This is a genomic window from Bradyrhizobium sp. ORS 278, from assembly GCF_000026145.1.
In the GTDB taxonomy this organism is placed as follows: Bacteria; Pseudomonadota; Alphaproteobacteria; order Rhizobiales; family Xanthobacteraceae; genus Bradyrhizobium.
Map to the genome: position 1 here is coordinate 3,656,658 of NC_009445.1, position 15,062 is coordinate 3,671,719.

Sequence of the window (15,062 nt, forward strand, 5' to 3'; positions counted from 1 at the left end):
GATCAACCGCCGGCCGGCCCATCGAGCGCGCGGCGCACCATCTGCGCCAGCTCGGCGCGGCGATAGGGTTTGGTCAGCAGCAGCGTGTCGGGCGCGAGCTGGCGGTTCTCGATGATCGCGTTGTCGGTGTAGCCGGAGGTGTAGAGTACCCGGAGTCCGGGGCGGCTCGCCATGATCGTCTCCGCGAGCTGGCGGCCGCTGACGCCGCCGGGCATGATCACGTCGGTGAACAAGAGATCGAAGGGCCGGTCGTGCGCGACAATGCTCAACGCCTCCGCGGCCTGCGAGGCGACGAGGGTGACGTAGCCGAGGCCCTGCAATTGGGCGAGCACGAAGTCGCGCACCAGCGGATCGTCCTCCACCACGAGGATCGTCTCCGTGCCGCGCGGCAGCTCCTGCTCGGCCTCCGGCTCCGTCCGCCGCCGCACCTGCGCCTCCGGCAGATAAAGCCGGATGGTGGTGCCGCGATTCTCCTCGCTGTAAAGCTTGATGTGGCCCCCTGACTGCTTGACGAAGCCATACACCATGCTGAGCCCGAGACCCGAGCCCTTGCCCGCGTCCTTGGTGGTGAAGAACGGCTCGAATGCGCGGTCCTTGACCCCCGCCGGCATGCCGGTGCCGGTGTCGCTCACGGCAACCATGACGTAGGCACCCGGCACGACGCCGGGATTGGCCGCGGCATAGGACTCGTCGAGCCTCGTCGTCGCGGTCTCCAGCAGCAGCTTGCCGCCCTCCGGCATCGCGTCGCGCGCGTTGATGGCGAGATTGACCAGCGCGTTCGCAAGCTGGGCGGAATCGACATGGGCGACGAGATCGCCCTCGGCGAGAATGGTCCTGATCTCCACCTGCTCGCCGAGCGTCGGCCGCAGCAGCTTGGCGATGTCCTCGACCGTGGCGTTGACGTCGATGTCGCGCGGGCGCAGCGGCTGCTTGCGCGCAAAGGCGAGGAGATGACGGATCAGCTCGGTGCAGCGGTCCGTTGCCCTGCTGATCAGCACCGCGAGCTCGGCCGCGGCCGGCCGGTCGCGGACGGTGTCGACCAGCATCTCGATCGAGCCGGTGATGATCGTGAGCATGTTGTTGAAGTCGTGCGCGACGCCGCCGGTCAGCTTGCCGATGGCATCGAGCTTCTGCGCCTGCTGCAGCAGCCGCTCGATCTCGTGCACTTCGGTCACGTCATGGTAGACCAGCGCCGCGCCGCTGATCGCGCCCTCGGAGTTGCGCAGCGGCCGACCGCTGACCATCAGCCGGAACTGTGGCCGGCCGTCGGTCGGCTTCACCACCACCTCGCGACGATCGAAGGAGAGCCCGCGCAGGGCGCGCGCGATCGGCAGATCCTCGTCGCGGATACGGGTCACCGCATCGTTCTCGTGGAACTGATTGGTGACCAGCATGTCGGAGAAGCTCTTCCCCGCGCTGGGCCCGAAGAACTGTCCGGCGGCCTCGTTCGACAGCACGAACTTGCCCGCGGGGTCGACCACCAGAACGCCCTCCGCCATGCTGTTGAACGTGTTTTCGAGAATGGCCGAGGAGCGGCGCAGCTCGTCATAGGCGGCCGCCAGATCGCCGCGCTGCTGCAGTGCCTGTGCCTCCAGAGACGTGGCCGTCGCCTGCGACTGGCGGAGCGAAAGGCGCAGGGCGCGGTCCGACTGATAGGCGCGCCGGACGAGATAGGCCGCGATCAGCATCAGGATGCCGACGCCCGCGAGATCGATGGCCAAGAGCCATGTTCCCGTCCTCCGGGAGGTCGCGGTGCGCACGTTCAGCAGCCGGCGTTCTTCCTCGGTGAAGGAGTCGAGCACCCCGTTGATCGTCGCCATCGCGGTCGGGCCGGCCGCCCCCGCCACGAGCGACGCGACGCCGGCGCGGTCGTTGGCCGCCTGGCGGCGGATGAGCTCGCCCGAGAGCGCGATTCGCCGCTGCACGTCTTCGTCAATCGCATGCAGCCGCGCGCTCTGCGTCGGATTGTCCTGCACGAGCGCGACGAGATCGGCCCATGTCGCGGGAGTTCTGCGACCGCTGTCCTGGAACTCGGTGACGAACCGATCCGCGCCCGACAAGGCAAAGCCGCGTGAAGACGCTTCGGCCTGGCGGAGCAGCAGGCGCAGCTCTGACGATTTCTCGAGAACCTCGAGCGTGTGCTCGACCAGGATCGCGTCGTTCCGCGCCTTGATGTCCAGCGCCGTGGAGGCCGCGCCCATCGCCAGCAGAGTTCCAAGTCCGAGGCCGATCGCCACGCGCCGCCGGATCATGGTGAAGGTCCAATCGCGTCAGGTGCGCCTGGTCGCTCAAACACCATCGTGGTTATGAATGCTTCTCAATCGCGCATGTCGATGTTTCGATCAGACTTGCTTGTAAAGGGTGATCCGGAGCGAGCGTGGAACGGATCCGGGCGTAAAAGAACGAAATGCAACTAATTATATGTGTGTCGTGCCGGACTGCCAATCATCCGGCTCAGGTTCCATGGGGATTGCACACGTAACCCGTTCGGGGTTCCAGGACGTTGAGCAGGCGGCGAACGAACTCAGTTGGCCAGGACGCGGCCCGGCGAGGCGACTTCGCGGGGGGCATCCGAACTGTGCAAGGCGAGACGCACCATCTGGGCGAGCTCTGACTTGCGATAGGGCTTGGTGAGCAGGAGCGAGGCGTGATCGATGCGGCCGTGTTCCACCATCGCATTATCGGTGTAGCCCGAGGTGTACAGGACCTTTGTGCCTGGCCGCTGCCGCAGCGTCTCCTCGGCAAGTTCCTTGCCATTGACGCCACCTGGCATGATGACGTCGGTGAACAACAGATCGAAGGGCTGCCCGGATTCGATCTTGGCCAGCGCCTCGACACCGGTGGAAGCGGTCATCGTCTTGTAGCCCAGGCTTTGCAGCTGGGCGACGACGAAGTCCTGCACCAGCAGGTCGTCCTCGACGATGAAGATGGTCTCATCTCCGCGCGGGGGCGGTGGATCGGGCAGGGCAGGCGTTGCGGTCTGCCCCTTGGGCGCCGGAATGTACAGGCGGATGGTGGTGCCCCGGCCTTCCTCGCTGTAGATCTTGATGTGACCGCCCGACTGCTTGACGAAGCCGTAGACCATGCTCAGGCCGAGGCCGGAGCCTTTGCCCGCTTCCTTGGTGGTGAAGAACGGCTCGAACGCGCGATCGCGCACGGCGGGCGACATGCCCGTGCCGGTGTCGCTGACGGCCACCATGATGTAGGAGCCCGGCGTCACGCCGGCATTGGCTGCGGCATAGGCATCGTCGAGTTCCACCCGGCGGGATTCCAGCAGCAGCTTGCCGCCATTGGGCATCGCGTCGCGGGCGTTGATGGCCATGTTGACCAGCGAGTTGGCAAGCTGCGCTGAGTCGATGTGGGCGATCAGCGTCTCCTCTTCCAGGATCGAATTGATCTCGATCTGCTCGCCGAGGGTCGGCCGCAGCAGCTTGGCGATGTCCAGGATCGTGCTGTTGACGTCGCTGTCGCGCGGATGCAGCGGCTGCTTGCGGGCGAAAGCCAGCAGATGCCGGATCAGCTCGGTGCAGCGGTCTGCGGCCTGGCCGATCAGCGCGGCGGTGGCCGCCGCGGCCGGACGGTCTCTCACCTCGTCGGCCAGCGTCTCGATCGTGCCGGTGATGATCGTCAGCATGTTGTTGAAGTCGTGCGCGACGCCGCCGGTGAGCTTGCCGATGGCGTCGAGCTTTTGCGCCTGCTGGAGCAGCCGCTCGGTCTCATGGGCGGCCGTGATGTCGTGATAGACCATCGCCGCGCCCGTGATGCGTCCTGCGCTGTCGCGCAGCGGACGGCCGCTGATCATCAGGCGCAGCGTCTCATCGTGGTCGGGCTGATGGATGATCAGCTCACGGCGGTCGAACGACTCGCCGCGGAGCGCGCGGGGTGTCGGCAGATCGTGTGCCGCGACCGGCGTGAGGCCGTCACTCTCATAGACACGCAGGTGAGAGCGTACATCGGACAGATTCCGGCCGGGACGATAGCCGAGCAGGCGCTCGACCGCGGGGTTCGAGAACACGACCGTATCGGCGGCGTCGATCACGAGCACGCCTTCGGCCATGCTGTTGAACGTGCTCTGCAGGATCTCCGCGGAGTGGCGCAGCTTCTCATGGGCCTCGACGAGATCGAGATGCTGCTTCTCGGCGCGCTCGGCGAGCGAGACGGCCTCCGCTTCGGAGCGGACCAGCGAGCTGCGGAGCGCCCGGTCCTCCAGATAAGCGTGCCGGATCAGATAGGCTGCGATCACTAGAAGCAGCGCGAGCCCGCACAGGTCGATCGTGAGCAGCAGCGATCCCGTGGTCTTCGAGGTGATCGAGCGTTGCGCCAGCAGGGCGCGCTGATCGGTGACGAAGCGGTCGAGATTCTCCGTGATCGTGTGCATGGTCGCCGGGCCTTCGCCGCGGCTGCCGAGCGCCTGGAGCCCGGCGGTGTCGGACGCTGCGCGCAGCCTGATCAGCTCCGCGGCGATGTCGATCCTGCGAACGATCAGTGCCGCGGTGTCACCGAGAAGCTTGGTCGGCATCGGACTGTCGGCAACCGCGCGCTGCAGATCAGCGACGGCGGAGGGAATCTTCGTGCTGACATTGTCGAACTCGGTGCGGAAAGGGGCTGCGCCCGTCAGCGCGAAGCCGCGTGAGCTGGCTTCCGCCTCGCTCAGCAGTAGACGCAGATCGGAGGTCTTCTGCAGGATGTCGAGCGACGAGGTCACCCAGGCCTCGTCGTGGCGCGACTTGACGTCAAGCGCCGCGGACGCCGCGCCGATCGCAAGCAGCGTTCCAAGACCGAGCCCCAGGGCAAGGCGCTGACGAATCATCCGCGTGTCTCAATCATCCAAAGGTGTCGCCGGCTGACCGGTCGATCACTGCGACCAGCCCCACGCATCCGGCGACCGGTGCAGCTGCGTCGAAGGAACTGATGATATGTCGCAAGGCGCGCCTCCTCGTTCGAATTTTCTGGCGCGGTCGAGAGCGGCAGGCGCAAACGGCGGCTCGCAGCGGTGTTGCATTGCGCTGGTGTGCGCGATCCATGAGTTCATCAGACGGAAGTCAGTTTGCCCCGTCTTCAGCGAACTGAAGTCGAATCAGAAGCTGATTTGATATTGGACCGGAACGCGCAATATATCTGCACGCCGCTTTGCACATTGTTGAAATTTCGTCGAATTTCTGTCCGCAACGTGGCGGATGGGACACAGAGAAAACAACAATAAGGCGGGGAATAAATAATGACACTAAATTAGGAGGCGGCGAGTCATCACTTCGCCGCCTCTTGTTTCATCGCACGGACTAAATGGTCGGCTTATGGGCAGGGATGACGAATTCCGTCATAGCCCAGATAGGTACCAGAGGCCGGGTCGTAGGAGCGATAGCGCCGCGCGCAATAGCTCGGATCGACGCCTTCGGTTCCAACCACGGCGACGGGAGCGGAGTCATCGTAGTAGGAGTAGTCGTTGTAGTAGTCCGGGCCGTAATAGTACGGATCATTGTAGTAGGCGTAGCTGCTGCCCAGGCCGATGCCGACACCAACGCCGACTCCCGGCCAGAAACCGCCGCCGCGATGATGCCAGCCGCCGCCATGGCCGCGCCAGCCGCCGCCATTCCAGTTTCCGCCATTGCCGTTCCAGTTGCCGCCGCCGTTCCAGCCGCCGCGTCCACCGCCATTGTTGATCGCGACGTTGGCGCCAGCCCCCGGTCCGCGCCCGGCGAATGCCGCTCCGCCGCCGCCGATCGCGCCACGGCCAGCCAAGCCCATGCCGCCAGCGCTAGCGCCGGGGCCGGCCATATGACCGCCACCGCCGGGGCCGCCGAAATGGCCACCGCCCATGCCACCGCCCATGCCACCGCCGATGGCCGCACCGCCGCCACCACCGATGTGGCCGCCACCACCGCCACCGCCGACGGCCGCGCCACCACCACCACCGCCATGTCCGCCCGGTCCTTGGGCAAAGCTCGTGGTCGCTGCCGCGAGCGGCAGAATCAGCGCCACTGCCGCGGCAGCGCTCAATGTCTTCAATCTGGTCATCGATGTCGCTCCATCAGGGGAAAATGTCCTAACCGCAGCCGGGGAATGTCGTTCCCCCCGGCGGGATGTCAGATCCCCGCCGCGAACCGGTGCACCGTCGCAGGGACGGGCGGTGCAACACTGGACAAGTCGAAGGCGCAGTGGCATCAGAGCCGTGATCTTCACAAATTCCGGCCCCAGGCGCATGAAACAGTTCTTTCTGAAGCTCTTCACGTGGTGGAACGGCCAGACCTTCGGCACCCAGCTGTGGACGTGGCGGTTCGGCGAGCTTGTGGGGCAGGATGCGCAGGGCAACCGCTATTATCGGACTGCCGGCGGCAAGATCGATCCGGTGCTGCATTTCGAGCGCCGCTGGGTGGTCTACAACGGGCTCGCTGAAGCGAGCCGCATTCCGCCGGAATGGCATGGCTGGATTCATCACACGGTCGACGTGCCGCCGACGCAGGACGGCTACAAGGTGCGCGAGTGGGAGAAGCCGCATCAGCCCAACCTGACCGGCACGCCGCTCGCCTATCGTCCGGCCGGCTCGACGCTGGCCAGCGGCCGCCGCCCGAAGGCGACCGGCGATTATCAGCCGTGGACGCCCGGCAGCTGATTCGCCCGCGGTTCTGAATGAGGTTTGAGAGGCCGTCCGGGCTCCGGGCGGCCTTCTTGCGATGGGCGATTGCGCCCGCGGCCGGACTAGGCGCTGCGGCCGATACTGGCGGCCGCGCGTTCGGCCGCCGCGACGCGCCGCTGCCGAAACGGTGCGATCCGCTCCAGCATCCGCGACAGCACCTCGGGCGGCGCCGTATCGGGCGAGCCGGCGGTGAACGGCGGCGCCGGGTTGTATTCGAGCCGGAGCTGAATGGATTCGGCGGTCGGACGATCGACCAGCTGCGCCACCAGCGTCAGCGCGAAATCGATCCCCGCGGTCACGCCGCCGCCGGTGATGCGGTTGCGATCGACGCAGACGCGCTCGGTGCTGATGGTCGCGCCGAACAGCGGCAGACATTCGCGGGCGCTCCAATGGGTCGCGGCGCGATAGCCTTCGAGCAGGCCGGCGGCACCGAGCGCGAGCGAGCCGGTGCAGACGGAGGTGATGTATTTGGCGCCCTCGGCCTGGCGGCGGATGAAGCCGATAACTTCGGGATCGTCGAGAATGGCGTCGATGCCGAAGCCGCCGGGGATGCAGATGACGTCCGCTTGCGGGCACTCCGCGAAGGTCGTCGTCGGCAGCAGCGTCAGAACGGAATCCGTCGGAATGGGCTCGATGCGCTTCCACACCAGGTGCAGCGTCGCACCAGGGACGCTGGAGAACACCTGCACGGGGCCGGTGAGGTCGAGCTGGGTCACGTGAGGAAACAGCACGAGAGCGATGGAGAGTGGGGCGGCCATGGGCGGATCTCACGGGCAATGACGGGTTGACGCCAACGATCCTGCATGATCCGCTGCCTGTCTCAAATGTCAAAGTTCCCTCGATTTCAGACAGACCGCTGCGGAGTCCTTCATGATCGGCGTGCTCATCTTCCCGGACTTTCAGTTGCTCGACGCCGCCGGCCCGATCTCGGTGTTCGAGATCGCCGCGCGCTATGCCGGCGCCGCGCCGACGATCCGCGTGGTGGCGGCCGCGCCGGGGCCGGTGCGCTCCTCGTCGGGCGCCGAGATGCTCGCGCGGAAGTTCGGCTCCGTCTCGGCGTTGTCGACCTTGCTGATCGCCGGCGGCGACGGCGTCGAGGCGGCCAGCCGCAATGCCTGCACGTTGAATTTCGTTCGCAAGGTCGCGCGTCGCGGCACCCGCGTGGCCAGCGTCTGCTCGGGCGCCTTCGTACTTGCCGAGGCCGGCCTGCTCGACGGCAAGCGCGCGACCACGCATTGGCAGCGGACGCGCCAGTTTCTCCGCGCCTATCCAGACGTGAAGCTCGAGCCCGACAGCATCTATGTGCGCGACGGTCAGATCTGGACTTCGGCCGGCATCACCGCCGGCATCGATCTCGCGCTGGCTATGGTGGCGGAGGATCACGGCGAGCAGATCGCGCAGAAGACCGCGCGGCAGCTCGTGCTCTATCACCGCCGCAGCGGCGGCCAGTCGCAGTTCTCCTCGCTGCTGGAACTGAAGGCGCCGAGCGGCCGGTTCGCCGATCTCTTGACCTGGGCGCGCGAGCATCTCGATGCGCCGCTGTCGGTCGATGATCTCGCCGAGCGCGCCGGCATGAGCACGCGGCACTTCACCCGCGCCTTCGTTGCCGAAACCGGGACCACGCCCTCCAAGGCGATCGAGCGCCTGCGGCTGGAGGTGGCGCGCGATCGTGTGCAGGCCTCGCACCAGCCGATCGAGTTGGTGGCCGAAGCGGCCGGCTTTCGCGATCCCGAGCGGATGCGCCGCGCCTTCATCCGCGCCTTTGGCCAGCCGCCGCAGGCGTTGCGACGCGCGGCGCGCGCACAGCCGGCTGGTTGATCTGAATCAGTCGCGGGGAACCGCGACCGGCTATCCTGCCTGCTTGATCTCTGAGCGCGCGGAGCAGGACGAGTGACGGTTGACGGCGCTGAACGCGCGACGATCGGGGGGCTCGATCGATCGCTGTCCTTGGCAAGCTATGATCGCCTTCCGGACGTGCTGCTGGATGTGCCGGCGCCCGAGCTGTGGCGGCACCTGCCGGGACCATCGCTGTTCAGCCTGGAAGGTCGCCAGGGCGACACGCTGTTTCTCAGCGTGCTCTTGCACGGCAATGAGGATACCGGCTGGCTCGCCGTCCAGCGCGTCTTGAAACGGCTGCGCGGCCGTCCGCTGCCGCGTCCCGTGCTGCTGTTCGTCGGCAACATCGCCGCCGCGAAGGCCGGGGTCCGCACGCGTCCCAATCAGCACGACTACAACCGCGCCTGGCCGGGCACCTCTCATCCCATGACGCCTGAATCCCATGTGATGCGCGAGGTGGTGGCGATCGCAGCGCGCACGCGGCTGTTCGCCAGCATCGACATTCACAACAACACTGGCAACAATCCGCACTACGCCTGCGTCAACAGTTGCGACGATCACCATCTGCAGCTGGCACGGCTGTTCGGCCGCATGGTGGTGTATTTCGAGGAGCCTGTGGGCGTGCAGTCCGCAGCGCTTGCGCGTCTCTGTCCGGCGATCACGGTCGAATGCGGGCAGCCCGGTGTCGAGGCGGGTGTGGCGCATGCGGCCGAGCTGATCGAGGCGGCGCTTTCGCTGCAGCACTTTCCTGTGCGCGCCGTCGGCGAGGCCGATATCGATCTGCTGCGCACCTTCGCGATCGTCAAGGTGCCTGTGGACGCCACCTTCTCCTACGATGGCAGCGCTGCCGAGTTTCAGTTTCGCAGCGATCTCGATCATCTCAACTTCGCCGAGCTCGACGCCGGCGTCTCGTTCGGCCGCTGTGGCGGAGACAGGCGGCTCGAGGTTCTAAGCGCGGATGGCGCGCGTGTGGATTACTTCCACTACGATGACGGCGAGATCCGGTTGGCCCAGCGCGCCATCCCGGCGATGTTGACGCGCGATCCCCAGGCGGTCAGGCTCGATTGTCTCGGCTATCTCATGCATCGCATCGGCCGCGACGGACGGCGGCTCGCCGATGACCGCGGGTAACGCGCGATGACAAATCCTGCGATGACCGGTCCTGCTCCGCCACCGCCTGTTGTCGTCAGCGCCGCCGACCGGGCGCGGTTCGCGGAGCTGCAGGCGGAGTTCGCAACCGCTTATACGAAGCTGTTCGATGACCCGAGCCTGCCGCGCACGGTCGTGATCGTGCCGAGCCTCAGCCTCGATCGCGAAGTTCTTGCCAAGGTCTCGGGCGTGCATCACTACGAGGAGCGCATGCTGTGCATGCTGCTGCTGCTCCGCATGCCGCGGACCCGCGTGGTCTATGTGACGAGCTCGCCGATCTCGGACACCATCATCGACTACTATCTGCATCTGCTGCCGGGTGTGCCCGGTGGCCATGCCCGCGCCCGGCTGACATTGTTATCCTGCGACGATGCCTCGGCAGCGCCGCTGACGCAGAAGATCCTGGCGCGCCCGCGCGTGCTCGATCGGCTCCGCGCGGCATTCCAGGGCGCGGGGCCCGCGCATCTGAGCTGCTATACGGTGACCGAGCTGGAGCGCAGGCTCGCGCTCGTGCTGGGCATCCCGATCTACGGCTGCGATCCGTCGCTCGCCTCGTGGGGCTCGAAAAGCGGATCGCGGAGGATTTTCAAGGAGGTCGGGATCGATCTGCCGGACGGTTTCGAGGATCTGTCCGACGCGTATGCGCTGACGGAGGCGCTGACGGAGCTGGCGCGGCGCAGACCCGGGCTGCGCAAGGCCGTGGTCAAGCTGAACGAGGGCTTCTCCGGCGAGGGCAACGCGGTCGTCGACCTCACCGGCGCACCGATGGATCATGGCCTGCGACCGTGGCTGCACGAGCGCTTGCCGCACATGGCATTCGAGGCGCGCGGCATGAGCTGGGAGGTGTTCGAGGCCAAGCTCGGCGCGATGGGCGGGATCGTCGAGGAGTTCATTCCCGGGGCGGCGAAGCAGTCGCCATCGTCGCAATTGCGCATCGATCCGCTCGGCCGGGTGGAGGCCATATCGACGCATGATCAGGTGCTGGGCGGGCCGAGCGGGCAGATCTTCCTCGGCTGCCGGTTTCCGGCCGACGACGCCTACCGGCGCGATATCCAGGCCCGCGGCGTCGCGGTGGCGGAGGCGCTCGCGGCCAAGGGCGTGATCGGTCGGCTCGGGGTCGACTTCATCTCGGTGCGCGACGGACCGGACTGGCGGCACGTCGCCATCGAGATCAATCTGCGCAAGGGCGGCACGACACATCCGTTCCTGATGCTGCAGTTCCTCACCGACGGCCGTTATGACCCGGGCAGCGGTGAATTCGTCACGCCGGCGGGCCAGCCGCGCTGTTACTACGCCTCCGACAATCTGGAAGGCGACGCCTATCGCGGCTTGCGGCCGGACGATCTCGTCGACATCGCCGTCGTCAACGGCCTGCATTTTCACGCTGCGACCGGCGAGGGCGTCGCATTCCATCTCATCGGCGCATTGTCGGAGTTCGGCAAGCTCGGGGTGGTCTGCATCGGCCGGACGCATGAGCGCGCAGCCGAGCTCTATCGCCGCACCGTGGAGATTCTCGATCGGCAACGGATCGAGGCGAGCGGGTCTTAGCCGGCTTGCCATCGGTCGAGCAGGGCGCGGTTGCGCGCCATGGTCTTGCAGGCATGCCGGGGCGACGGTTTGCTTTGCCGCATGCGAGACCTATAGTCCGCGCCTCGAATGGCAACTGGCGCTGGGGATCATGCGCGTTTCAATCATTACCGGCAGCGGCGCCGGGATCGGCGCCGCCGTGGCGCGCCGGCTCGCGGGGCCGGGGCAGGGCCTGATGCTGCACGGCCAGGGCGCCGACGCGGCCGGGCGCGCGCGGCTGGAGGCGGTTGTCGAGACGTGCATAAAGGCCGGCAGCGAGGTGGCCTTTCACTGCACAGATCTTTCCACGGCAGGCGCGGCGTCGGAGCTCGTGGCGGCGGCCCGTACCAGGTTCGGGCGAATTGATGTGCTGGTGCATGCGGCTGGATTCGCCGACCGGCGCAGCTTTCGCGATCTGCCGCGCGAGGGGCTCGACCGCTCGCTGGCCGTGATGCCGGCGGCCTTCCACGAACTCGCCCGCGCCGCGCTGCCCGATCTGTTGCAGAGCGCGGCTGCGCGTGTCGTCGCGATCTCGAGCTTCGTCGCGCACCGGTTCGTGCCGGGCGGCACGTTCCCGGCCTCGGCGGCCGCCAAGGCGGCGCTGGAGGCGCTGGTGAAATGTCTCGCGATCGAGCTCGCCGCGACCGGCGGCACGGCCAATGTGGTCGTGCCCGGCTACACGCGAAAGGATGCGGGGCGGCTTGGGTCGCTCGATCCCGCGGCTTGGCAGAAGGCCGCTGCCGCCAATCCGCAACAGCGCCTGGCCGAGCCGGACGACATCGCGGCGGCCGTGAGCTTCCTGTTGTCGCAAGAAGCCGGCCATGTCACCGGCGCCGTGCTGCCGGTCGATGGCGGCCTGACATTGATGTAATCGGAATCGGATCGAGGGACGATGGAGAGCGCACAACAAGCCACCGACGTGGTCGTGCTGGGAGCAGGGATCGTCGGCGTTTCCTCGGCCTATGCGATCCGCGAGCGCGGCCTCTCGGTGGTGCTGGTCGACCGCAAGGCGCCGGGCGAGGAGACGTCCTACGGCAATGCCGGCATTCTCTCCTCCGGCTCGATCCTGCCGCTCAACAAGCCCTCGCTGTTTCGCGCGCTGCCGTCCTATCTCGGCAATAGGAGCGCGGCGCTGCGCTGGGATCCGGCCTGGACCCTGCGCAACATCGAATGGGTGCTGCGCTTCCTCGCCAACGCCGTGGAGTCGCGCGTCAGGCCGCGGGCGACCGCGCTGCACGGCCTGATCGGGGCGTCGCTGCCGCTGCACCGCGACTGGATCGTTCGCGCCGGCGAGCCGCAGCGCATCCGCGAGACCGGCTGGCTCAAGGCATGGCGGAGCGATGCGGTCGGCGCGGCCAAGGCGGAGCAGGCCTTCCTCGCCGAATACGGCATCAAGAGCGAGTTGCTCGACCGCCAGGCGATCTCGGCGCTGGAGCCGAACATGCTCCCGGTTTACAAAGTGGGGCTGCTGCACAGCCAGACCGCATCGGTCGACTCGCCCGGCAACGTGACCAAGGCCTATGCGCGGATGGTCGAGGGTGCGGGCGGCGTGATCAGGCAGTCCGAGATCCGGGCGCTGCTGAGCGGTGGCGATGGCTGGCGCGTGGTGCTTGGCGACGGCGAGATCCGCGCGCGGCATGTCGTGGTGGCGCTCGGGCCGTGGTCGCCGGAGCTGTTGCGTCCGCTCGGCTACAAGGTGCCGATGGCGTTCGAGCGCGGCTATCACCAGGAGTTCACGCCGAATCCGAACCGCAGGCTGCTGCGGCCGATCCATGATGCCGAGGCCAGCTTCCTGATGACGCCGATGGAGAACGGCGTGCGCGTCACCTCCGGCGTCGAACTGACCGAGCGCGATGCGCCATCGAACTTCGCCCAGCTCGAGCAGGTGGTGCCGCTGGCGCGCGGGGTCGTCGAGTTCGGCGATGCGGTCGCGCAGCCCTGGCGCGGGGCGCGGCCGAGCCTGCCGGACTCGCTGCCGATGATCGGGCCGGCGCCGCGGCATTCCGGCCTGTGGCTTGCATTCGGCAACCAGCATATCGGCTTCACCACGGGGCCGGCCACGGGGGCTGCGATCGCCGCGATGATCGCGGGCGAGGCGCCGTCCTTCGACGCCGCCGCCTTCGCGCCGAGCCGGTATCTGTGATGGGCCGCGACCGCCTCACGCCGGAGCCAAGATGAACTACACCTGGGATTTTGCCATTCTCGGCAAGTACAGCCATCTGTTCTGGGTGGGGCTGGGCTGGACCATGGCCTATACGCTGGGCACGGTCCTGCTCGGCACGATCATCGGGCTGCTCGTCGGCATCATCCGGCTGCGACGTCCGGTCGTCATCGACTGGCTGCTGATCGCCTATATCGAGCTGTTTCGCTGCACGCCGCTGCTGGTGCAGATCATCTGGTTCTACTACGCGTTTCCGGTGGTGATCGGCATCAACATCCCCGCGCATGTCGCGGCGGTCACAGTGCTGTCGCTATATGGCGGGGCTTTCTACGCCGAGATCATCCGGGGCAGCATCGAGAGCGTACCGCGCGGGCAGTGGGATGCGGCGCGCGCGCTGGGCCTGCGGCCGTGGCGGATGATGCGGCTCGTAATCCTGCCGCAGGCGCTGAAGCCGATGCTGGCGCCTTACGTCAACCAGTCGGTGACCCAACTGAAGAACACCTCGCTGGTGTCGGTGATCGCGGTGCCGGATCTGGTCTACAACGCGACGCTCATCAACGCGGATACCTACCGCCCGCTCGAAGTCTACACCATCATCGCGATCATCTATTTCGCGATCCTGTTCCCGGCGACGCTTCTCGGCCGCCGTTTCGAACGCGGCATGAGCTACGACAAGGCGTGAGGCGGGGAATATATCCGCCGTCATTGCGAGCGAAGCGAAGCAATCCAGGGCTGCAACCTGAGCTCTGGATTGCTTCGTCGCTACGCGCCTCGCAATGACGGTGGAGAGAGCGGGGCCGCCTTAGATATTCACTTCGACCGGCACATCCTCGGCCTTGACGCCGGCAAGCCCCAGGCCCTTGACGAACCATTCGCGCATCTGGCCGATGCCGCGGTTGTAGTCGATCCACACCGCGAGGAAGTCGCGCCAGCGCTTGTCGGCCTCGCGGCGGACACCCATGCTGGAGGGGATCGCGACCGACGGCGACTGCAGGATCTTGTAGCTTCCGAGATTGGGGTTCTTGGCGATCGCGGTGAGGCCGAGGATCAGGGCGTTGACGACGACGTCGACGCGGCCCGAGGCCATCTCCAGCATCACCTCGTCGCGCGACTTCAGCGACTTGATGGTCGCGTTCGGCGCGAAGCGCCGCGCCACCGCCTCGTTGGCCGAGCCGACGTCGACGGCGATCTTCACCTCCGGCTTGTTGATGTCGGCCCAGGTCTTGGCTTCCATGCCCTTCTTCAGCATCGCGCCGAACGGATGCGGGAACACCGTGCCGCAGAAGTCGATCACCAGCGCGCGCTGCGGCGTCGGGTTGAGCGCGAAGCCGAGATCGATCTTGCCGGCCTGCAGGTCGAGCACCGAATTGCCGTAGGTCGATTCGACATATTCGAGCTTCACGTCGAGCAGCTTGGCGATGTCGTTGGCCATCTCGATCGAGAAGCCCGACCAGGTGCCGGAGGCGAGGTCCTTGTTGAAATAGGGAAGCTCGCCCGGCAGCACGGCGATGCGCAGCACCTTGCTGGCGCGAACCCGGTCGAGCGTGTTGTCGGCGGCCGCCTGCGCCGAGGCCGGCGTCGTCGTCATCGCGGACGCGAGCGCGGCGCCTGAGCCGATCGCCAGCGCATAGCGCAAGGCCTCGCGGCGGTCTTCGGAAATGGTCTGATCGTCTGACGTGGTCACAACATCCTCCTGCACCAATCGGCGCGGAGCGT

12 protein-coding genes are annotated in these 15,062 nt (G+C 66.9%); 7 read left to right on the top strand and 5 right to left on the bottom strand.

Annotation, left to right across the window (positions count from 1 at the left end):
• Positions 1–2: 2 nt before the first annotated feature.
• The 3 genes from BRADO_RS16215 to BRADO_RS16225 form a co-directional block, all read right to left on the bottom strand.
• Positions 3–2,252 (bottom strand): CHASE3 domain-containing protein, encoded by a 2,250-nt coding sequence (locus BRADO_RS16215; protein ID WP_011926406.1) that lies wholly within the window; start codon positions 2,250–2,252, stop codon positions 3–5.
• A 272-nt stretch (positions 2,253–2,524) separates the two neighbouring features.
• Positions 2,525–4,810, bottom strand: coding sequence for a CHASE3 domain-containing protein (locus BRADO_RS16220; protein ID WP_011926407.1), 2,286 nt, complete (start codon positions 4,808–4,810; stop codon positions 2,525–2,527).
• 482 nt (positions 4,811–5,292) lie between these two features.
• On the bottom strand, positions 5,293–6,015 hold the full coding sequence (locus BRADO_RS16225; RefSeq protein WP_041756590.1) for a BA14K family protein: 723 nt from the start codon (positions 6,013–6,015) through the stop codon (positions 5,293–5,295).
• A 184-nt stretch (positions 6,016–6,199) separates the two neighbouring features.
• On the opposite strand from BRADO_RS16225, the gene BRADO_RS16230 reads away from it, so the two are divergent.
• A complete protein-coding gene (locus BRADO_RS16230) occupies positions 6,200–6,610 on the top strand; it encodes an NADH:ubiquinone oxidoreductase subunit NDUFA12 (RefSeq protein WP_011926409.1) in 411 nt (136 codons plus the stop codon).
• Positions 6,611–6,696: 86 nt separating this feature from the next.
• Here the strand turns inward: BRADO_RS16230 and BRADO_RS16235 are convergent, their stop codons facing one another.
• Entirely contained in the window at positions 6,697–7,392 is a 696-nt protein-coding gene (locus tag BRADO_RS16235) for a DJ-1/PfpI family protein (protein ID WP_011926410.1), read from the bottom strand.
• Between the two features lie 112 nt (positions 7,393–7,504).
• Between BRADO_RS16235 and BRADO_RS16240 the strand changes: the two genes are divergently transcribed.
• The 6 genes from BRADO_RS16240 (at position 7,505) to BRADO_RS16265 (ending at position 14,028) form a co-directional block, all read left to right on the top strand.
• Positions 7,505–8,452 carry a GlxA family transcriptional regulator gene (locus tag BRADO_RS16240; protein ID WP_011926411.1) on the top strand — a complete coding sequence of 316 codons (948 nt, stop codon included), beginning with the start codon at positions 7,505–7,507 and terminating at the stop codon, positions 8,450–8,452.
• Positions 8,453–8,581: 129 nt separating this feature from the next.
• Positions 8,582–9,601 (top strand): M14 family metallopeptidase, encoded by a 1,020-nt coding sequence (locus tag BRADO_RS16245; RefSeq protein WP_244423053.1) that lies wholly within the window; start codon positions 8,582–8,584, stop codon positions 9,599–9,601.
• A 21-nt stretch (positions 9,602–9,622) separates the two neighbouring features.
• Entirely contained in the window at positions 9,623–11,167 is a 1,545-nt protein-coding gene (locus BRADO_RS16250) for a peptide ligase PGM1-related protein (protein ID WP_041757548.1), read from the top strand.
• 130 nt (positions 11,168–11,297) lie between these two features.
• Entirely contained in the window at positions 11,298–12,056 is a 759-nt protein-coding gene (locus BRADO_RS16255; protein ID WP_011926414.1) for an SDR family NAD(P)-dependent oxidoreductase, read from the top strand.
• Positions 12,057–12,077: 21 nt separating this feature from the next.
• A complete protein-coding gene (locus tag BRADO_RS16260) occupies positions 12,078–13,328 on the top strand; it encodes an FAD-binding oxidoreductase (RefSeq protein WP_011926415.1) in 1,251 nt (416 codons plus the stop codon).
• Positions 13,329–13,359: 31 nt separating this feature from the next.
• A complete protein-coding gene (locus BRADO_RS16265; RefSeq protein ID WP_011926416.1) occupies positions 13,360–14,028 on the top strand; it encodes an amino acid ABC transporter permease in 669 nt (222 codons plus the stop codon).
• Positions 14,029–14,148: 120 nt separating this feature from the next.
• On the opposite strand, the gene BRADO_RS16270 is transcribed toward BRADO_RS16265, so the two are convergent.
• On the bottom strand, positions 14,149–15,030 hold the full coding sequence (locus BRADO_RS16270) for a transporter substrate-binding domain-containing protein (protein WP_041756591.1): 882 nt from the start codon (positions 15,028–15,030) through the stop codon (positions 14,149–14,151).
• Positions 15,031–15,062 lie beyond the last annotated feature (32 nt).